Origin of the sequence: Paraburkholderia sp. RL17-373-BIF-A, from assembly GCF_046030175.1 — a bacterium.
Lineage (GTDB): Bacteria > Pseudomonadota > Gammaproteobacteria > Burkholderiales > Burkholderiaceae > Paraburkholderia.
The window spans coordinates 12,925-33,178 of the sequence record NZ_JARESO010000051.1 but is presented as its reverse complement, the minus strand read 5'-3'; the positions used below and the strand labels follow the sequence as shown (position 1 = coordinate 33,178).

General features: G+C 58.6%; 18 protein-coding genes and 1 tRNA gene. 3 read left to right on the top strand and 16 right to left on the bottom strand.

Annotated features, from left to right (window positions below; translation table 11 throughout):
- Positions 1–657 precede the first annotated feature (657 nt).
- The 8 genes from P0D80_RS38020 to P0D80_RS37985 form a co-directional block, all read right to left on the bottom strand.
- On the bottom strand, positions 658–1,935 hold the full coding sequence (locus tag P0D80_RS38020) for a hypothetical protein (protein WP_408291509.1): 1,278 nt from the start codon (positions 1,933–1,935) through the stop codon (positions 658–660).
- Between the two features lie 148 nt (positions 1,936–2,083).
- Positions 2,084–2,659, bottom strand: coding sequence for a hypothetical protein (locus P0D80_RS38015; RefSeq protein ID WP_408291507.1), 576 nt, complete (start codon positions 2,657–2,659; stop codon positions 2,084–2,086).
- A 445-nt stretch (positions 2,660–3,104) separates the two neighbouring features.
- Positions 3,105–3,590 (bottom strand): hypothetical protein, encoded by a 486-nt coding sequence (locus P0D80_RS38010; RefSeq protein ID WP_408291505.1) that lies wholly within the window; start codon positions 3,588–3,590, stop codon positions 3,105–3,107.
- Positions 3,591–3,870: 280 nt separating this feature from the next.
- Complete coding sequence (locus P0D80_RS38005; protein WP_408291503.1) at positions 3,871–4,161, bottom strand: hypothetical protein; 291 nt, start codon at positions 4,159–4,161, stop codon at positions 3,871–3,873.
- A gap of 38 nt (positions 4,162–4,199) precedes the next feature.
- Entirely contained in the window at positions 4,200–4,709 is a 510-nt protein-coding gene (locus P0D80_RS38000; RefSeq protein ID WP_408291501.1) for a hypothetical protein, read from the bottom strand.
- Positions 4,710–4,727: 18 nt separating this feature from the next.
- Positions 4,728–5,039 (bottom strand): hypothetical protein, encoded by a 312-nt coding sequence (locus P0D80_RS37995; RefSeq protein ID WP_408291499.1) that lies wholly within the window; start codon positions 5,037–5,039, stop codon positions 4,728–4,730.
- A gap of 77 nt (positions 5,040–5,116) precedes the next feature.
- Positions 5,117–9,478 carry a hypothetical protein gene (locus P0D80_RS37990; RefSeq protein ID WP_408291497.1) on the bottom strand — a complete coding sequence of 1,454 codons (4,362 nt, stop codon included), beginning with the start codon at positions 9,476–9,478 and terminating at the stop codon, positions 5,117–5,119.
- Between the two features lie 256 nt (positions 9,479–9,734).
- Positions 9,735–10,055, bottom strand: coding sequence for a hypothetical protein (locus P0D80_RS37985; RefSeq protein WP_408291495.1), 321 nt, complete (start codon positions 10,053–10,055; stop codon positions 9,735–9,737).
- Positions 10,056–10,631: 576 nt separating this feature from the next.
- Here P0D80_RS37985 and P0D80_RS37980 point away from each other — a divergent pair.
- From P0D80_RS37980 to P0D80_RS37970, 3 genes are all read left to right on the top strand, one after another.
- Positions 10,632–11,234, top strand: coding sequence for a recombinase family protein (locus P0D80_RS37980; RefSeq protein ID WP_408291493.1), 603 nt, complete (start codon positions 10,632–10,634; stop codon positions 11,232–11,234).
- Between the two features lie 10 nt (positions 11,235–11,244).
- Positions 11,245–11,571: a hypothetical protein gene (locus P0D80_RS37975; RefSeq protein WP_408291491.1), complete on the top strand. Its 327-nt coding sequence runs from the start codon at positions 11,245–11,247 to the stop codon at positions 11,569–11,571.
- A 213-nt stretch (positions 11,572–11,784) separates the two neighbouring features.
- Entirely contained in the window at positions 11,785–11,970 is a 186-nt protein-coding gene (locus P0D80_RS37970) for a hypothetical protein (RefSeq protein ID WP_408291489.1), read from the top strand.
- Between the two features lie 69 nt (positions 11,971–12,039).
- Here P0D80_RS37970 and P0D80_RS37965 read toward each other — a convergent pair whose 3' ends face one another.
- From P0D80_RS37965 to pheT, 8 genes are all read right to left on the bottom strand, one after another.
- Positions 12,040–12,738, bottom strand: a complete 699-nt coding sequence (locus tag P0D80_RS37965) for a hypothetical protein (RefSeq protein WP_408291487.1) — start codon at positions 12,736–12,738, stop codon at positions 12,040–12,042.
- Positions 12,739–13,018: 280 nt separating this feature from the next.
- Positions 13,019–13,618: a hypothetical protein gene (locus tag P0D80_RS37960; RefSeq protein WP_408291485.1), complete on the bottom strand. Its 600-nt coding sequence runs from the start codon at positions 13,616–13,618 to the stop codon at positions 13,019–13,021.
- A 383-nt stretch (positions 13,619–14,001) separates the two neighbouring features.
- Positions 14,002–14,553 carry a hypothetical protein gene (locus P0D80_RS37955; protein WP_408291483.1) on the bottom strand — a complete coding sequence of 184 codons (552 nt, stop codon included), beginning with the start codon at positions 14,551–14,553 and terminating at the stop codon, positions 14,002–14,004.
- Positions 14,554–14,830: 277 nt separating this feature from the next.
- Entirely contained in the window at positions 14,831–16,597 is a 1,767-nt protein-coding gene (locus tag P0D80_RS37950) for a DUF6538 domain-containing protein (RefSeq protein ID WP_408291481.1), read from the bottom strand.
- A 122-nt stretch (positions 16,598–16,719) separates the two neighbouring features.
- Positions 16,720–16,796 (bottom strand) — tRNA-Pro (locus tag P0D80_RS37945).
- Positions 16,797–16,859: 63 nt separating this feature from the next.
- Positions 16,860–17,273 (bottom strand): MerR family transcriptional regulator, encoded by a 414-nt coding sequence (locus P0D80_RS37940; RefSeq protein WP_408291479.1) that lies wholly within the window; start codon positions 17,271–17,273, stop codon positions 16,860–16,862.
- Positions 17,274–17,319: 46 nt separating this feature from the next.
- Positions 17,320–17,730 (bottom strand): integration host factor subunit alpha, encoded by a 411-nt coding sequence (locus P0D80_RS37935; protein WP_012433735.1) that lies wholly within the window; start codon positions 17,728–17,730, stop codon positions 17,320–17,322.
- Positions 17,731–17,799: 69 nt separating this feature from the next.
- The gene (gene pheT / locus P0D80_RS37930; protein WP_408291477.1) at positions 17,800–20,235 is read right to left on the bottom strand and encodes a phenylalanine--tRNA ligase subunit beta; all 2,436 of its coding nucleotides are present in this window, start codon (positions 20,233–20,235) and stop codon (positions 17,800–17,802) included.
- Positions 20,236–20,254 lie beyond the last annotated feature (19 nt).

Below are 20,254 nucleotides of genomic sequence, written 5' to 3'. Positions count from 1 at the left end.
GCGGCGGCGAAACGTGCATGGTAGTCGCGTGGAGGTGATCCGGGATTGAGGTGACGGACAAATCCGTAGAGCGCTTGCTCGAAAACGAGTGACGTGGTCGATATTGGCAGGACTGTGCCGTTGAGGTTTGAATATTATTATGGATTCTTAAGCGCTTTTTTTCGAGGCGCATACATGTCCGGAAAAACGTGCGGAGAATCACGCCGCCGTTTGCTTCGCATTCGTTCTTTCACTGTCCGCCGCTGTCGAAAACAGTACGCGATCTTCGAGAATTGATAGGCGCTCGAGGTATTGATCGGGTTGTGTAGCCCGCCTTGCCGCCGAAGTTGGGTTGCCTTGAGCACGCGCCCAGCGCGGAGAGCGTCGGCGAATAGTTGAGCGGACTGACCAAATAGCCACCCGTTGTCGGCGACAGATTGAGGCGGACGATCCAGTAACCAGATGGTAATCAACGGCAGAATAGAAAAAGGCCTTACAAGCATTGCTTGTAAGGCCTTGATTTCTTTGGTCGGGGCGAGAGGATTTGAACCTCTGTGAACCCACGGTAGAATAAGGCTTTCCCGGAAGTGTGTCGTGGCAATTCGCTGCATTAATTGACACAGTGCAAGAAGTGTATCACGCGTAACTTTCCAAACGCCCGCTCTGGGGACCGTTTCGCTACCGGTTGCCGAGACTACTGAAGTCGGCCACGCCCTTCGCGCTCGTTATCAATGACAAAATCGCCTCTGCAGACACTTCGTTGTTCAAAAATCGCGAGAAAGCATGGAATAGATCAACGGATGATACCAACGCAACGCCGAATTGCTGGGCCCTCTCTATAACGTTACGTGGAAAAATGGGGCGGTCGTTCGTATCTCGCTCGCTCGGATGAAGGTCCCGCCAAGCGTTCCCGAACAAAATTCCCTTTCCTGCGGCATGCTCGTCTTCCTCATACTTGAGTACGTAGTCTTGAACCTGCCGAAGATGGGCCAGAGATATGCTTTTCGACACCCCTTTACACTCGGCCAAAAAAACAGCCCCCCTCCACTCCATCACAAACTCTTCCTGCGAGTATCGCGCTGGCTTGATAGCGGCACCTAACAGGTCAAGGCATTCTGCAACGAGGTCTTCTAGCTCAAAACTCGATACGTACAGCAACCGCTTGAAGCGCTCCAGTTTGGCTTTTTCGCTAAGTTGTTGTTCAACCTGTTCTTCGAGTTTGGCTATCTCTTCTCGCAATTCGGCAACGCGCAGATCAATCGGAAGGACTGACGGCATCGGGATAGAGGACAACCAATCTGGCACTCCTTCTGATTGCGGCTTACCTAAGAGATCGACCAACGTCGTAGCGACAACCGAATGCGGCTCTTCGTTACGGAAATGCGGCAGCACAGTAACCGAGCCGGGCCATTCGTGCCGCCCGCCGCCGCGCACCTCGCTGAAGTAGGTGAATTTTGCGGCCAACAGACCGCCAGCACGGTTGATCGCGTATGGATCAGCCTGAAACATCAAGGTGGCGAGGCCCTGTGACAGGACGGCAGATAAGGTTTGCGCGTGATTCTGCGGATGCAACTGATACACACAGTCCCACGACTTAAACTGACTTAGAAGGCTTGCAAATTCCCCATCGTGTATCTCGACAGTGTCCCCCTTCAAAGGCAACGACATAATGGGGACCGGACACCACAACCATTGACCATGATTACCATCAGGTAAGGGCGGGGCCCCAAGTACAAAAAGTGCGCCGTCTGATTTTAGAAACTGAGCAAAGACGTGCTGCAATCGAAAAAGTGCATCCGTGCCGATGTCCCGAATCGCGTCAATGTTTAGACTCGGCAAGAAAACAAGGACATTGTCAAAATCTAAGACGTTCACTGCCGACACATCCGACCATGACACCGCAGTAACGTGGTCATGCCGCAGCGAACCTACAACGAGCGTTTTTGTCTCTTGCATTGTGACGGTATTTGAAGAGTGGGAGACGCGAGCACTATCCTGTACGTAATTTTCTCGCCTAATCAGCTTTCTTGCCCAAGCTAGCATTGTCTACGTTTGACCAAAGACGTGTGTCGTAAAACGCCCCACCAACCTACGGAGTACGACTTTATGACTCCGCTCGGCTTTTCGACCGCTCAAGCAGTCGAACGCACGCGTGGATCGTGGCCAAGTAGTAATAGAAAGCCCAACTAAGCCATATTGACTGGTCATAGTCGGTCTTCTGATCCTTGTTGTGATGCCGGATGCCAAAGTTGTTGGCCAAATTAAACAAGTCCGCTTCATCCTTCGACTTCAGGACTGCCTTGGTCTCAGCCCTCAAGAATTCCAGTACGTCGGCCAAGTCGCGCACAGCGTCGCGTCTCTCTGAAAGGGCCCTTCTGCGGTACTTCAGCTTTGCAGCCGCCACCCTTTCGCGAACATTGGCCGCATCGGCATGCGGCAATTCCGCCGAAAGCATTGGCGCGAACTCATCGTCCGGGAGGACAAGGATTTCCCCGATCTGAGACAGTTCATAACCTTGCCCGTAGTCTCCCAATATGTCATTCATCTCTGTCCTAAAAACTTCCCGCCCAGAGCGAACATCGAAAGTGTTGTAATGCCATCCACAGTCTGCAAATTGGTGATAGTACCCCTCCACACCTTTGGAACAGTGATCGTAAAGAAACTCGATGACGTCGAACATGTCGTCTTCCGAGTATCCGGCGAGGTGCATCCGTACGGGCCATAATTCGTTTCGACGCAGTTTCCGAAACACGTACAAGGCGGTATCCGACCCGGCCTTACCATCAGCACCGTCGTGATCCACGCAACTGTAGCCGAACCACTCTTGGAATAGCCCGTCATTTTCCAGGCGATCGTATGCCGCCATAAAAAACCGTTTGAAGTCCTCTAGCGAGAATCCTTCGTCTGCGGGACGTTTCCCCGATCTCACGGAGTAGTAATGACGCCTAGGGGGAGATGGATCGCGAGATGACATGATGAAGGGGGCGCACTAAACGGTTGTTTTTGGAGAGGATACAACAATGATGGGCTCCCTCCCGAAACCTACAGTAACGTGAACCTCGCGTGCATCAAAGCTAACGCTACCATAGGTACTGACGGCAGGGCCTACACCGAGCCGGAGCGACTTACCTTGCCAACTGAATTGTCGTCAGGTCAAAGGCGCAAGCCACGGTGTACGCTTGACCATCCGTCAAACCCAGCAGGAGTGCCCCAACATCGAACCAGATGCCGCGATCCGGGTGGTCTTTCGGCAAACCTACTTTACGACATCGGATACACGCGGACTCATCATCGAACATCCATCCGGTTCCCGTATAGCCACCGTCCTTAAGGCGTTTATGTTCTGCGGCACGAATCTTAACCTTTGCGTAGATGTTCGCCAGGGGCACAAACAGGAATTGTCCAGCTATCCGGGGGCGCATGGCGGCAGCGTGGCGATACTTGGCGGCCTTGAGCGCTTTGGCCGCCCGCTCCTGTTCCTTGCTTTTTGCTTCCTCTTTGCAGACGCCAGCGTATGTTTCAGCGTCCATCATGCCTTGGCGGAACTCGAAGGTAGCCAGCGCTCCGCGTGATTGACCCTTAACAGGTAAAGGTGTTGATGTAGTCGTCATTTTTTCGTTGAGTGGTTTGTGCGCCGAGACATACCAATCTCGTCGCGGGTGGCGAATGGGCTTCTAGGAGACGCATTAGGACGCGTCAATCGGGCCGGTACTGGCTTTGCGACCGGGGTGTCGGTTCGAACCCACGGGCCACCAGGGGCCTCCTGACGCCACACGGATTCGCTCCAGTCCCCGATGGGGGCTTGGCCCAGCACTGCGCCTTCCGGGCCGAAGTACACCCAGCGGGTGTGTTCGACCGGGACGGGGAATGCTCTCCACAGGGTGGTCACTTTCAGGCTGCCGTATAGCCTCGCGCCTGAAGTTGCGCCCGAAGCGCTGCAGTCTCATCGGCGTTCGGAGCTTGAATGTGCGTCACATGCGGGTCCGAGCCGCGCCAGGTCGCATGCTTCTCTTGGGGACTCAGTTCGTCCGGGGAGCCGTAGGCGGCGCATCGGCCCGATGCATCACGCAAGGGGACGCCCTGGTGGTCGCATTCAACGTAATGGGCGTTGCCCGCCATACGGTCGGCTTCGGTCGCGGGCTCGCCCGTATGCGGGTTCAGGAAACGGATAATGGTGGACATATAGATTGTTCTCAGTTGGTTGATGGTGGGGACTGGGGTCAGTGCGAGCCATTACGGGAAGCGATGGCGGCGATGGGGTGCATGGCGTCCTCTCGGCGGCGCTCGTGGGCGATCCGCTGTTCCTCGTATCGCTGCATCGACTTGGTGTAGTCGTCCGGGCGGGCGGGCGCAGGGGGAATCACTGCTCCCGGCGTGGTCTCGGTGGGCGTCGAGTAGCTGCCCAGCATTCCCGCTGCTTCTGCCAGCCCGTCGATTACCAGCTTGACCATACGAATGGCGTCGAAGTCGAGCGGGTCTTTCTCTAGGCGGTAGGACGCCATGGTGAGCGATGCGGCTCGACCAACATCATGGCGTTCATAGAGCGTCGATGCGATTGCACGGAGGGCTTCGCCCTTCGCTGCTGGCTTCAAGTTCATGGCGTCGTGCAGCGCGGCAACACTCTCCTTCAGGGCTGCGGCTGTCGCCTTGTCGGCCGCCTCACGGGCTGCAATAGCGTCGAGGTCCGGCAGGTTTGCGGCAGCGCGTTGGGATGGGGTAAGTGTGTTCATGTTTAGTTGTTTAATTGGTTAGTTGGGGGATTGGTGAATTGCGAGGGCGCGGGCTTTCTCGCGGGCGCGTTTGGCGCGGCTGACGCGACGGGCGACGTCCACTGTCTTGCAGTAGTGATTCAGTCCGTCAGATCGGCTCCGGTCGCTGTAAAACTCGGTGACTGGATGCTCGCGGCCACAGGCGCGGCAGAATTTCAGCTTGACGCCATTGGGGACTGGGATGTCAGGCTTATCGTCCGCGTCGGCAATGAGGCGCTGCATTTCTGCCTCTTGAAGCGATACGACAACGTGACTGACCCAGAGAAAATCTTCGGGGATGGTGTGTTGCATAGGGGATAGGTTTGGTTGACGCGGGATGCGGCGACGCCCAGCGACCGAAGAGCCGCCGAGGCGTCTAGGGGAAAGCATTAGTTAGACTCAGGGAACAGCAATCGTGAGAGTCCGAAGTATTGGTTGAGGGGAATGAGTTGCTTGGCCTTCGACGCCACCTTGTCGGTGTCGCCTTGAACCGCAGAAGATACGAGGGAGCCCGCACTGTTCAGTGTGCCGCTCCACGGTCCCAGCAAATTTTCATACCAGGCATTTGCCGAGAACTTGGAGCCCTGACCGCCAAGCGTGAGGCCGAACTGCTGCTTCAGCTGAGGGTCGAGAAGTTTCACGCCAGCATCCAAGTAGGACCCGTACATGGCGGGCAGTCCTGAGCGTTGCAGGATGTTGTACGCGAACGTCGTAGGATTGCTCTGCATGTCTTCGACAGGATCACCGCCTTTCATATAGGTCTTGATGGCGTTGATTGCCACGCCCGTAGCGAGCGCCCAGCCCACAGCCATAGCGAACCGCATGTGATCCCCGGTGACTGCGCCGTACTGGATGCCCGCTCGGATGAAGTGATTTTCGAAAGCGTATGCCATGGTCTGGAACTGGAGGAACAGAGCACCGATGGGCTGACCCATCATGAGCGGCATATGCGCATAGCCACCAGTCAGCGAGGCGCGACGCTGCGTCTTGATGAGCGCAGTTTCCAACGTGGTGCGCAGATGCAGCGCGTCCCTGCCGGTACCCCACTTGCCCATGTTCGGGTAGAACAGACCGTTGCCTGCTGTCTCCCCGTGCTCGGTGAACAGCTTGGCGAGCCCGTTGGCCTCAGTGCGTCCGATGCCCAGCGCGGCGAGTTGCGCCTGCTGACCCTTGGAGAGCGCGTCGAACCCTTGGCCCACCCACTGCCGAATCTTCGCCATCTGGAAGACGCCCGCCGTGCGCCGGATATTGTCCGACCACGAAGAGAGTCCCGTGAGCTTGGAGACCGCAGTGATGCCCTGCTGCATACCGACTTCGAGAGCGGTCGTTGCCTTGCGCGTGAAGCCGGTGCCGAACCCAACGTACTCTCGGCCAGCACCGCGACCCAGGTGACGCTCGGACATGTTGCCCACCAGCCCGTGCTCGAAGGAGCCCATGAGCATAGCGAGTTCCTTTGCGCCCTCTGAGCCCTTGGCGACGTCCTTCAGGATCGCAGCGAACTGGCGGGTGCCAGTGCCGGTCAGCGCCTTCAGGGCCGAGCCAGGTGCAGCGAACGCAGCGGTCGCCAAGTCGTTGATGGCCGACATAACGAACCCGCCGACGAAGCGGAGAGTCGAGGCGTCGCGTACGCGGTCGAGGAAGTAGGTCACAGGGTCGTCCCCTCGCGGCTCGTAGACACCGAGGACTCGGTTCTTCAAACCCTCCAGGTCTTTCTGCACCATTGCCTTCTCGTGCTGTGCTGTCACCTTGGCCTTGCCTTCGAGGCCACCGATCTTCCGGTCGTATGCGTCGAGCACTGCTTCCATGCGCTTGTTGAACGGACCACCGAGGGCTTCGTGGAGCGCGATGCGTCCACCGAGGTCCTTGTGATACGCCTCCATCAAGTCGGCCACGTTGGATTTCAGGAAGCCCTTGTCCACCATCCGTTGATACTGCTCATCGGAGTAGGTGATCTTGCGCTCCTTCACGCGGCCCGAGTCAGGGAGTTCGTCCAGCAGGAGACCGCTCGGTGCCTTGTCGATCCCGGCGAAGTGATTCGCCATCTCATCGACAGCCTTCTGCACCGGGTGCGTCTCGTGTGCCAGGCGTCGCTGGTCGCGCAGGGACTTCTTCAGAGCATGAGCGGACTTGTTGGACTCAGCCTCGGCTTCGGTCGCGGCCATGCCCAGTTGCTTGCGCAACTCGAATGCGTCCCGACGTGCAGCCGTTGCTTCCTCCAGCTTCTCCCGCAGATGGCGAGCGGCATCAATGTGCCCATCCATCTCGTGCTCCAGCCCAGGCTTCAGCAGGGCCTCCTTCTCGTTGTCCATAATCTTCTTCACTTCCGCCGCTGCCGCGTCGTGCCATCGCTGGCTGTTCGCGTAGTCCTTGGCGACTGAGTCGAAGTCAGCGTTCGCGCGGCGCAGGGACTCTTGCGCCTCCCGGCGTTCTTGCAGTGCCTCGCGGATAGTGGCCTTCGCCTCATTTATTTCCGCCTGAGTCGCCTTGCGCTGCGTGTTGAGCGCATCGCGTTGCTGACGCAGCGGAGTCTGGGCACGGGCACGCTCGGTGCCGCCCAGGTTCTCGGAGACGTCCTTCAGTTCCCCGAGGACATCTGCCTTCTCTGCACGGGTAGACGCTTGCTGGCCCTTCAGGTCCTCCACCTTGCCCTTGAGGGACTCGGTGAGGCTTTGGGCTTCAGACGTTGCGGCGAGACGCTCACGCGCCTTCTGGATGGCTGCGCCTGCCTCATCGACACGCATGCCCTGTTCTTGCAGGGTGTTCGCGATGTCGGTGTATGCCGACTCGTCGCCGCCCAGCTTGTCCAGCGCGATGCTTACCTTGGCGTCTGCCTTCTGAGCCGCGTAGGTAGCCGAGGCCACCTTGCGCAGCACGGCGTTCCGTTCGAGGCTTCGACCGCGCGTTTGCATCTCATCGAGCTTCGCACGCTTCCACTCGCGCTCTGCGCCAGCGTGAAGTTGCAGGATGTCCGCAGCGTCGTGCTGTGCGCCCGCTTGCCGCCGCGTGGCCTCATCGACTCGCGCCTGGAGCATCGAGTTCGTCCAGTCGTTCTCTTCGCCGCGCCATGCCCGCAGGACGTCATTCAGTTCCGTGGGCGTGGCCTTCTCCTTCATCTCGTCCCAGGACGCGTACTGCGGTCCTTCGACGCCCTCGGGTAGCGCGGCTGCGTTGGGGTCCTTGATGTGCCCTTCCTCACGCAGCCACCACTCGGTGGGGTTTGAGCCGAACACTTCGTGGAGGTCGTTCTTGAACTCCTGCATGTTCCGCGCGATCTGGGCGCGGTCGTAGACCTGGGGAGCGCCATAGCGCCCCTCGCCCTTCGCGTCAGGCTCGATTGCGCCTACCTTGACGCCACGCTCCCACAGAGCCTCCATGGAGTCGTGTGCTGCCTTCTCTGCCTTGTATACCAGCGGGTGAACCACCCTGGCCTGAGCCTCGGTGAGTCCCGAGTCTCGCAGGGCCTTCATGACGTTCTCGGAGATTTGAGTGCTGGGCGTGGCCGTGTTCGAGCCGCGCATGATCGTGAAGACCGCCTGGTTGAATGAGTCGCGCGGAAGAGTGTTCCTATCGACCGCGCCTTGGGACGCAGAGGTCAGCTTGTCCTTCACGGACGTCTCGAACTGCGACTGACCGAGCGCTTGGTTCGCTTCGTTCCAGACGTTGTCGATCTGGCCCATGTCGAACTTGAACTTCTGACCGTTCAGCAGAGCGAGGTCTTCCGCCGAGGGGCCGTGAGACACGCCCTCCAGGTTGGCCTTGGTCAGCATGCCACCCGTATCAGCGAGACCCAGGAACAGTTCGCGGGCCTCGGGAATCGAGTAGTTGCTGAAGCGTTGCATAGGCGTCGCGCCCATGAACGTCGTGGTCTTGTCGAGTGCCTGCGCGAGCCGGCCGCCTTGGGCCAGTTCAGTGCCAGCCTCGTAGTCGGACGCTGCGTGTGCATCAGCGCGAGCCGCGCCCACAGAGTCAGCCGTACCGAACGTGGGCTCCTTGCGGCCATAAGGGTCGAGCGTGAAGCCTTCCTCGGGCGTCTGCCCCAGTTGCATCTCGACCACCGGCTGTGGCTTGTCCACGTTATCGGGATGCAGCGGGTTGTCGGGGTGCGTCGGGTTGAGAACACTGTCAGGCTTCGCGTGCTTGAAGATGCCACCCACGACACCGCCGAGCGAAGCAGCGATGCCGATGTTCATGAAGAGGTCTTTGGGGTCCGCGTCTCGCGTGGAGTCCGTGAGTTGCAGAGCGCCTTCCTGTGCCGCCGCGTCGAGCGCGAAGACACCGGCACTCTTCAGGACGCTACCGACAGTCGAGGCGGCCTTGATGCCACCGAGAGCCACACCGCCAAGCGAGAATGCCGAGGTGATGTCAAACAGGGAGGCACCCATGCCGAGCAAGTGGCCCCACACGTCTCCCCGCGCGGCCATCTCGTGGTCGGCAAGGTTGAGGCGTTGGCCGTCAAGGTATTTGCGAAGTCCACCCTCAGATTGAATCGTATTTATTCTTGAGTTCGACAGTACATACGGGAGGATGTCTCGGTATTGCGATTCGTTTGTCTTGAGATAAGTCCACGGGTTGAAGGAAGGGTCCCTCGGCTCGGTAATGTCGGAGTGCGTGAATTCCCGATAGCCCTGCGCAATACGGGTATTCACGCGCCATTCAGCGGCGGCCACCTCGATAGCATTTGGCTTACCAAGGTCAGGAACTTCGGTGTCCTGCTTGACGTGGATGCCGACGTTGTTCGGCTGGGCGTCCATGCCGACACCAGGGACCGCGTCGATGACGGGTGCTGGGGTCGTATTGTCTGAGACGGACGGGGAGAGTGGATTGGTAGTCATGTCGTCGTGTGCTGTTGAAATGCGGACGCCTGACGCTCTAAGAATAGTCCCCCCACAAAAAAACGGGTCACCTGAATAAACAGGGACCCGCTATGAAGGACACAGACCACGAACGACAGACCGAAGAGGCCCCAAGCGACCGACTGCTGTATAGGGTCCTCTACCCTATGCGGAGTTACTCGTCCCCCCGTCGCTTATTGAATTCGCGGAGCTTCTCCAAACGCTCCCAGGGACTCAGGGACTCATCTCGCAGCAAGGCGGCCTGACTATCACCGCTCGGCGGTGCATCTTCGACACCTCGCTCGCCATCGCGTCGAGCGACGCTTCTCGCCAGCTTCTGGCGGTACCAATCCTGAATTTTTCGTTGCACCCAAGTTGGTCCTTCGCGTCGCGGGGCGCTCGCGCGGAATGCACGGATGTTCAGGCTGCGCTCGCGGGCTTCCTTGGCGCGGGTCTTCTGAGCGTCGCGACGCTTGACGGCGTCCGCTGCGGTCATCTGGAAGTGCTGGAGACAGTAGGCGTCGCTCGCGAGGTCCCTACGCTTCACATAGCCGCGTCGATTGGCGTCCCATGACTTCCTTGGATTCCGTGCGCGGGCTTCGCGGGCCTTCCGCTGGAAACAGTCCCTGCAATCGAGCGAATAGGCGGATTTTGTCCACAGTGGGTATTTCACATTGCGGTAGAAGGCGGATACGGGTCTCTCCGTGCGGCATGTGCGACATACGAGTGTCGCCGGGGGCTTCCAGCCCTTCGGAATTCTGGTCAACATTTCACGATATGGAATAAAGGATTGACGGGGAAGGCGTGCGAATGCGCGGTGATGTGCTCGACAGAAACCCGAGGGCCGATCCGGGCTTGCTGGCCGTTGAACGCGCTGCATTCCTCCTGCGGGCCTGCTGAGGCCATGTCCCGCCACGAGCAGGCTGCGCCCCAAGCGCACACGCGTTCCGCTGAGGCATACCTGTACGAAACACTACAGCCGCCTGAAATAACGTTCCAATAGGGTTGACAGTATTTTCGGAACATCTATAATTCGGAACACCAACTCAACGGAACAGGGGTGAAGCGCAGCATGAGACGCATCTACTACGGGCGTGTATCGACGCTCGACGGGCAGACCGCCGCGAGCCAATACGCGGACGCCGCAGAGCGCGGCATAGAGAGGGACGATGTTTTCATTGACGAAGGGGTGAGCGGGTATCACGTACCACCGCTTGATCGAAAACAGTGGCAGCACGTAGAGCGTGATTTGCGCAAGGGCGGCGTGCTGGTTGTACGGTGGCTCGACCGAATCTCGCGCCGCTACGATGAACTGCACGACACGATGCAGCGCCTCATGAAGAAGGGTGTGCGCGTCGAATGCACGCTCAATGGAATGGTGTTCGATGGGCAGGAGACGGACCCACTACGTAAGGCTGTGCGCGAGGCTCTACTGGCATTCATGGCAGCGCAGGGCGAAGCGGATTATAGGAACCGGCGCGATATGCAGGCGCGAGGCATAGCGATAGCGAAGGATGAGGGGAAGTACAAGGGCCGCAAGCCCGCCGTGGACTACGCAGAGGTCCGGGCGTATCACGCGGAACACGGAGGCTCTGTGCGCTCCCTTGCGGAACATTTTGGCGTGGGCGTGGCGACTATCTCCCGCGCCCTGAATGCAGCGACGACTACCCAGTAAAGGACCAATCATGAACGCAACCAACACGAACGAACTTCCCGCCCATGTGGTCGCTGCGATCTCCAGCGCCGCCAGTGTCGCTTCGCGCGTCCTCAAGCGCGACTACGGTGTCTCGGTAACCAAGGATCGCCTGGAGGCCCAGGGCGTCGCTATCGCCCGCCACGAGAGCGCATTGTCTGGGCGTCACCCGCATCCCGACCACGCCGCGTTCCTGAAGGACGCGATGGTCGAAGCGCTCACGGAGCATTACGTGGATGCCGCGAGGTCTGCGCCAACATCAGTGCGACTGCTCGCCAGGGCTGAAGAGCGGACTTTGCTGGACCGCGTAAGGCACTGAGACCGCGCGAGCTTCACCCGGTTTCGAAGTGACCCAAGGCTCGCCGCAAGGCGGGCTTTTTTGCGCCTGACCACAGGTGAGAGATTCCCTTGACCGTCCCTAAACCGCTTGGGGAGGGCACGGGGGGAACCTGGCTCGCGCGGCGGCGAACACCCTGTCACGAATTTTCGTGAGTAAAATGAGTCCGACTATCCAGCGACTCAGGAGTGGCCCATGAACCTACAGCAACTTCACGCCGACATCGACAAGATTCACGCCGAAACGATGAGAATCCACGAGCGCAATAGACATCCCTGGGGCCTCTTGCGAGACCTCGGGGCGTTCTTCGCCGGGGCCGTCACCTTCGCGGGCATGGTCGCGGGGCTCTACGCGCTGTACGGTCACTTCCACCCAAAATGACTGCGTGGCATCGACCAGGTATAGCGTCGCACTTTCCCTAAAGGGTTCTGTGCGTTTTCTTCATGAGCCTTAATGGTCCCCTTGCTCGGTTTGAGACTCAAGTTGCGAGTCTATTTTGGTTATTACCTCGCCCGCCGAATTGTAGTATTCCGTGAAGATGTCTAGGCAACCCATCAACGGCGCGAGTCCAATCACCAGATGTGGCGGGTTCAACGTTTTGCCCAAGTGCAGCGTCCAGCTTCGTTTGTCAACTGTGGCGTAGGACCCCAATACGCCGGCAAAATTAGGATGCGTGTACTCACACAACCTCGCGTACATTGCTTCGATGCCGCTGAACTTTTTCTCGCAGTGTCTAATGATCGTCAGAATATTCTGTGACTCTTCTTCGGTGGAGCCGTCACGGCTGCCTAGCAATCCCTTTTTTATGAACGCCTCATAGGCGTCTACGTCGCCGCTGTTCAAAAATGCCTCTGACTTTTGACGGAACTGGAACATTACAGCAGTGGTTTCCAGTACTGCACGAACGACTACAAACGCGGGAACCATCGTTCGCGATGCAAGGAGTTGCAGAGCTACGTCCGCGAGGTCACTAAACCTGTGGATCAATACCTCCCGATAGCATCCTGCTCGAAACAACATTTCTGCGTTTGATCTGTAATCGCTGCGGCGAAGTGCGACCGTAAGTGCATTACGGACATTGTCTGCATATTTACCTGCAAGTTCGAATCGCTGTTCATCTGACATTTTCTCAACATCAATCTCTTCCATTTACGATTCTCCTGGTTGGTCCCAAAATGATAGTCGAAGGGAACATGCGACGCCTGGAGCGGCAGCGCTCGATAAGCGTTCAGTGTCAGTCAATTGCAACGCGCATATTCAGAGGGGTGCACGGCAAACGCGGGCAATTGAACGCGCCTCCCGACGCCTTACGGCACAACTGTTCTCCATCGTGTCATCGTTCAAAACAACGCTTTACTAAAGTGCCATTCCCAATTTGCGGCTGGTCATGCAGTCTGCTGTGGGCTGATTGCCCAAGCGGGCTCAGAGGCTATATGGATGCCTGTGAGCCAAGCCGCATCGCTGCGAAGCGTAGAGATGCCAGAGCTGCTTCCTGAGCGTGTACGGCAGACGTGTCGTTGATCTGCCAAAGCTTTCCCACTAATGAATCGCTTTCGAGAATCCTTGCGTCCTGTAGTCGTCGGATGTAGCGACGGACGTTATCAGGGCGCTTGTTCGCGTATTGGGCGTACCACTTAGCCAGCGCTTGGATTCCCGGCGTGACCCCTCGCCGTCTATTGCGAAACTGCAACACGAATAGGGCGAAAGCGCGCACTTCGGGTCGCAACTTGGACAGAACATACTCTCGTTGACGACACCGCTCTGAAACTCGCAACAGGTGTTGATATCTTGAATCTCTAAGGGCGTTAGCGTCGCTAAGAATTTCACCGGTACCCCGGTCGAGCCATTCAACGACAATAGGCGCGAGATACTTTTCAACCGGCTTGCCCGATTGGATCATCGGTAACTTCAAGCGCCGCCAATGATGCTCGACCACATATGGCACAAGAGGTGCGGTATTCACGCCATCATGTTCGTATTCTACGAGTGGCTCCCGTTCACGGTCAGGAGCGTTGGAGTCTTCAGTCATGTTTAAATCGTTGTTTATGGGTTGTTGTTCGATAGAGGCGCGGTGCCCATTTACGTCTCATTGCGTCACCGTGAATGTCACTAGGACGTCGCGGATCGGGCTTCAAAGTCGCACGGGGTCGCCGCGCCGTAACTAACCGGGAATGGTCGGGCGAGCAAAGCAATCCTTCGAGACACTGCTATAGATAAGTATTCTTAGAGGTCGCTGAATCCCTCGACCAGCAAGGCTTTCGCCTCTCCCAAAGTGAGTGAAATCCTCACTCCTCTTCCGACCGGCGGCGACGGGCACGCAATTTCTTCGGTTGTCGTCGTCATGGTTTCTGCCGTAAACGAAAGCAGCCCCCGAAGGGGCCGTTGTTGTGTAGGGTTCTACCCTGTGCGGAGTTAGTTGCGCATCTTTTCGAGCGCTTTAATTAGCGGGTCGATCACGGATCGCGCATCTTTGGGTGCCACGCCGACCTGCTGGATTAAATCCGCAACTTCACGCATGAGGTCTGCCGCACGCTGGAGGCATGTAGCCGCGTGCTGCATGAGACTTACTATTTGTGCGGTCTCTGGTAAAGCCGCAGATTCGCTCGGCGCTACCGCGACCGCCTTGAACGCTCCTGTGGCAGCCCTCTTCGGTCGGCGGGGCTGCAAAGTCGCGGTATCAACGATACGCGTTTGATACCACTCTTCGATCTCTGTAGGGAGCGTGTCATGCGTGGTATCCTGCTCCCGCATCTCCGCAATCTTCTCGGCCCCCGCACGGACGCGCGGCGGAAGGTCACGAAACCCGAAGCCTGTGCCCCAGCGGGTAATTTGTTCGTCGCTAGGATTCATCATTCGACCCACACGGATCGCAGCGCCCACCGCGATCCAGTCCTCAACACCCTTGGCCGGGGATCTTTTTATGGCAGCCCATGCCTCTCTGCCACGATTGACAATATCGTTCAAAGGGTTTGCGGGGGGGTGGCGTCTTGCGCGGGTCATGAGGCTTCGCAGAAGGTAATCGCGCGGTGAGTATCGGCGTGGGCAAGCATAGCGACGGCAAAAGGCCCTGCGTTCCACTCAAGATATCCGATATCCATATGGCTTGATCGCCCGTTGAGCGAGGACTAGCGACGTCAAGCCTTGTCGGTGGTGTGGAGTGAAAAACGCAACACACGCCATCTCATCACCCGCCGCTGCGCTGTTCGCCAATGCATTGATGGTCTGTGCGTTCGCCTGGAGATCATCCAAGTTGATTGCGGGCGTCGCGTCGGGCAGCGTGAGTTTCGGGGACGGCGCAGGGGCTTCGTCTGATGTCAGGCCATGTCACCCTATCCAATGCCGCCTTCATGGTCGGCAGCGACGCAGCAGCGGTGTAAACCTTGCGCCCGCTCGAACCCGTCGCAGAGTGCCCTGTGATCGCATCCATTGTGGCCTCGCCTATGTTCTGCTCCGCAAGCGCCGTGCGAATCCAATGCCGGAACCTGTGTGCTCCTTTCAGGTCACCTGGAGGCAATCCGGTAGCTGCTCGAAATTGGCGAAACCACTGCCCCGCCGTATCGCCTGGGCCTTTCGCGCGGCCAGCCATAGACGGCATGGCGGGGCCAGTGCCACTCATGACGCCCGAGAGCCAATTAGCGAACCACGGATCGTCAAGCAAGTGCGCGGCGAGTGGCACGACACGTTCCGATTCCTGCGTCTTCACTTTCCCCGCCTCGGCGGTAATGCGAATAGCCGTGACCCCATTGCGACTCAAAAAGTCTTCGCTGCGCAGTTGTGCAATTTCACCAATACGCGCCCCTGTGTGCAGCATTAGCAGGATCGTCGCTCTACCGTCTGAGGGCTCGACACCTTCCCAGCGCGGCGTGTCGTTCATACTGGCAGAGAATAACGAACTCGCGAACATCAAATCTAGTTCGCCATCAGTCCACGGCTCGCGCTTTTGCGCCCCGATGGTTTTATCAAACGACAGGTCGAACGGATTACGCTCTACCAAATCCACCTTTTCCGCGACATTCATCAGCGCGTTGATGGCTGCGGCGTGATTCCCCGCTGTCTTGTTTGCGAACTTGCGGGCCTCTGTGTCAAGGAGGAACTGTACAAAGGCGACGCCATGAGCTTTCTTTAGGTCTCGCAGTTCAACAATACCCACTGCCTGTTCGAACAATGCCAGCGCCTTCGCCGTTCGCCCTACAGCGTTATCCTTTGGCGCATTGAGCCTGCGCCAGAACGGCACGACGTCGCGGAGGGTCATGGAGGGCGCAGCCGGTTCCTCGGGCTTCGCAATGATCGACACGGGCTCTTTGGGCTCGCTGGGAGTCTCGATGGGCTCTCCCCTGTTACGCTCGCGGACACCCTTCCAAGCCCGCACCATCGCCCTCAGAACCTTTTGCAAAGCATTACGGCCTTCGTCTGTGGTCCAGTCCACACGAAGCGATTGAGCGAGCGCCCCGCATGCAAATTCCGCTTGTCGCTGCGCGGCGTCCAGGTTACCCATGCTCAAGTCCGTCTGCAACTCTACTGTCATTTCATTGTGAATTCGCTCGACGTCCTTGAGTTGGTCTGGCGTTAGCGAGCGTCCCGTCGTTTCCCACGTGGGATTGACGGTTCGACCGGTTAGAAAGCCTCGCCATTTGCGGGTGCCGTACCACTGCGCAAAATACTCGGGGTTGTGACGTAACACGTCATCCATCGCAAGAATCATTTGCTCGGTCTTCTGAACGATGTACGCAACTAGCTCGTCAGTGATCGGCGTAAAGGGCGCGGGCTGCGCGTCGGCCAGAAGCTTTGCAAACTGGCGTTGATACTCAGCGATGATGGCGTGCGCTTTGACAGCAGCTTCATTGCGATTCGAAGTCTTGAGACTTGCACGGTAGGCATCGACGGCGAGCTTGCCATTCTTTTGACGCGGCCAGACAGGCTGGACTTCTTTGGGCACACCGATGCGCAAGTGAAACACGGAGCCGCGAAGGCTCACTCCAGCAGGAAGGGTAACGGGCATGTCGGTCATTTCCGTAGTTTCGCACAGCGGATTGACACACTCCATAGACACAGCCGTAAACGAGAAAGCCCGGTGAGCCTTGTCAGCATTGGCTTCTCCAATACTGGCTTGACTTACCGGGCTATGTCTCTTGGTCGGGGCGAGAGGATTTGAACCTCCGACCACCTGCACCCCATGCAGGTACGCTACCAGGCTGCGCTACGCCCCGAACAGCACAAAATTATAACAGACACTTCATTCGATTAGAACCGCCTTCTGCTAACAAAGGCGACTAGTGCCCCAACAAATCGATCACGTGCAGCAATTCCTTGCGCAACTGCTCGACGTCCACCGTGACAGCGGCCGTGGTCGCAGCCGGCATTGCTGCGCCCTCGCCTTCCTCGACCATATCGCCCGCCGCACCGTGCGCCCCGCCGCCATGTGAATCGAGCCGGTTGCGCGCGCCGTTGATCGTGAAGCCCTGCTCATACAATAGTTCGCGAATCCGCCGGATCAACAGCACCTCGTGATGCTGGTAATACCGGCGATTGCCACGTCGCTTGACCGGCCTCAACTGCGTGAACTCCTGTTCCCAGTAGCGCAAGACATGCGGTTTCACGCCGCATAGTTCGCTGACCTCACCAATCGTGAAGTAGCGCTTCGCCGGAATCGGAGGCAAGACGACTTTTTCGATCGTCGCTGTCATCGTCAGTTAGCCGTCGTGGTGGGTTGCGCAGGAACGCGCCAGTCGATCAGCGCGTGAAGCTCGCTTCAGCGCCGTTCTCGACCAGCGCCTTCAGCTTTTGACTCGCATGGAACGTCACAACGCGGCGCGCGGCGATCGGAATCGCCTCGCCCGTCTTTGGGTTTCTGCCGGGACGCTGGGGTTTGTCGCGCAACTGGAAGTTGCCGAACCCCGACAGCTTCACGCTGTCGCCACTCTCCAGCGCGTCGCGGATCACCTCGAAAAACGCTTCGACCATGTCTTTCGCTTCCCGCTTGTTGAGCCCGACATTGTCGAACAGCAACTCAGCAAGTTCCGCCTTGGTAAGCGTCGGCGTTTCAGTGGAAACGACGGCGGGTGATGTCGGAATTTCGCGAATCATGGCGCTGCGTTGCGCCGTAAGAAGGGCTTCGAAATCACTCGAGTTCATTTCATTCATATCTATCAAATGGCGCGCCAAGCAGAAAACAATGGATGCGGAAACAGCCGTGCAATTGTTAAATGCGGGTTATCCGCGCAACCGTGCGCCATATACTCGAGCCAGACGTTCCACCAGAGTTTGAATGGCCAGATCGACCGTTTCATCCTGAAGGGTTCCGCCAGTATCTTGCAAGGTCACACGGAACGCAAGGCTTTTCTCGTGAGCGGCCAGACCACCGGAAGTGTTTGATTTTGGACGGAATTCGTCGAAAAGCGCAACCTTCTGAACAGTCTTGCAGGCGGGTTCGGACTGGGCCTTCTGAAGCTCGTCCAGCAGTGCCTGAACCTCGATTTTCTGATCGACGACCACGGCAATATCACGACGCACCGGCTGGAATTTAGACACTTCCGACGGAGTGGGCAATACGCGCTGCATTAATGCTTCCGCTTCGATTTCAAACAGAATCGGCGCATGCGGTAAATCATATTTTTGCATCCAGCGCGGATGCAATTCGCCAATCCAGCCGACTGCGCGGCCATTCAGTTCGATACGCGCGCTGCGTCCCGGATGCAGCGCCGGATGTTCCGCTTTCACGAAGCGCGCGACCGCCGGTGCCAGCACGGCTTCCAGATCGCCCTTCACGTCGAAGTAGTCGACCGTGCGCGTCGCCGCGCCCCACTGCTCTTCGAGCGCGGGACCGTACGCGAGGCCGCCGATCATCTTCGGCTGCGCGAATCCTTCGACCGTCAGTTCACCGGCCTTGATCGACGGATCGTGCAGGAACACGCGGCCGGCTTCGAACACGCGTACGCGATCCGCCGCGCGGCGGTTCAGATTCGTACGCAGCACGTGGATCAGGCTGCCGAACAGCGTGGTGCGCATCACCGACAGCTGGCTTGCAATCGGATTCAGCAGACGTACCGGCTTGTCGTTGCCGGCGAAGTCCTGTTCCCACTCGGCATCGACGAAACTGAAGTTCACCGTTTCCGCGAAGTCGCGCGCCGCGAGCGCGTGACGGATCACGTGGATCGAACGCTGCGTTTCGTTGGTCGCTCGCATCTCGCTGGTCGCGACCGGCGGACGTGCGGGAATTTTCTCGAAGCCGTAAATACGCGCGACTTCTTCGATCAGGTCTTCTTCGATTTCGATATCGAAGCGATACGACGGCGGTATCACCGAGAACGTATCTTCATCACGCTCGAACGACAGGCCGAGGCGCGTGAAAATCTGCGCGATTTCCTCCGCGTCGATCTTGATGCCGATGATGCGATTCGCGCGCGAGACACGCATCTTCACGGGCTCGCGCTTCGGCACGTTGACGACCTGATCGTCGACCGGGCCGGCTTCGCCGCCGCAGACGTCGAGGATCAGTTGCGTGATGCGTTCGATATGATCGACGGTGGTCGCGTAGTCGACGCCGCGCTCGAAGCGATGGCCGGCGTCGGTCGAGAAGTTGTATTTGCGCGAGCGGCCGCGAATGCTGTCGGGCCACCAGAACGCGGCTTCGAGATAGATGTTGGTGGTGTCGAGCGTGACCGCTGTGCTGTCGCCGCCCATGATGCCCGCGAGGCTTTCGATGTGCTGCTCGTCGGCGATCACGCCAACGGTTTCATCGAGCTCGACCGTGTTGCCGTTCAGCAGCTTGAGCGTCTCGCCCTTGCGGCCCCAGCGCACGTCCATGCCGCCATGGATCTTGTCGAGATCGAACACGTGCGACGGACGACCCAATTCGAGCATCACATAGTTCGAGATATCGACGAGCGCGGAGATACTGCGCTGGCCCGAACGCTCCAGACGCTCGACCATCCAGTGCGGCGACTTGGCGCGCGCATTCACGCCGCGAATCACACGGCCCGAGAAACGGCCGCACAAATCAGGCGCCGAGATTTTGACGGGCAGCGTCTCGTTGAGCTTCACTTCGACCGGCTTGATCTCGAGCGGGCGCAGCGGCGCGCCGGTGATCGCCGAAGTCTCGCGCGCCACGCCGAACACCGACAGGCAGTCCGCCTTGTTCGGCGTCAGCTTGATCTCGAAAACGGTGTCGTCGAGATTGAGCGTTTCGCGGATGTCCTGGCCGATCGGTGTATCGTCCGGCAGGATCATCAGGCCGCTATGATCTTCGGAGAGCTTCAGTTCACGTGCCGAGCACAGCATGCCCTGGCTTTCCACGCCGCGCAGCTTGGAGAGCTTGATCGCGAACGGCGTACCGCCTTCTTCGGCCGGCGGCAGTTGCGCGCCAACCAGCGCGACCGGCACCTTGATGCCGGGCGCCACGTTCGGCGCACCGCACACGATGTTCAGCGTCGCGCCCGTGCCGGCGTCGACCTGACACACGTTGAGCTTGTCCGCGTCCGGGTGCTTGACGACTTCCAGCACCTGGCCGACGACGATCTTCGAAGTCGGCGGCGCGGCCGGCCGCAGGTCTTCGACTTCGAGACCCGCCATCGTCAACGCGTGCGACAGTTCATCGGTCGTCAGTTGCGGATCGACAAAAGTTCTCAGCCAAGATTCCGGGAATTGCATGGTTCTGTGTACGTTCTGA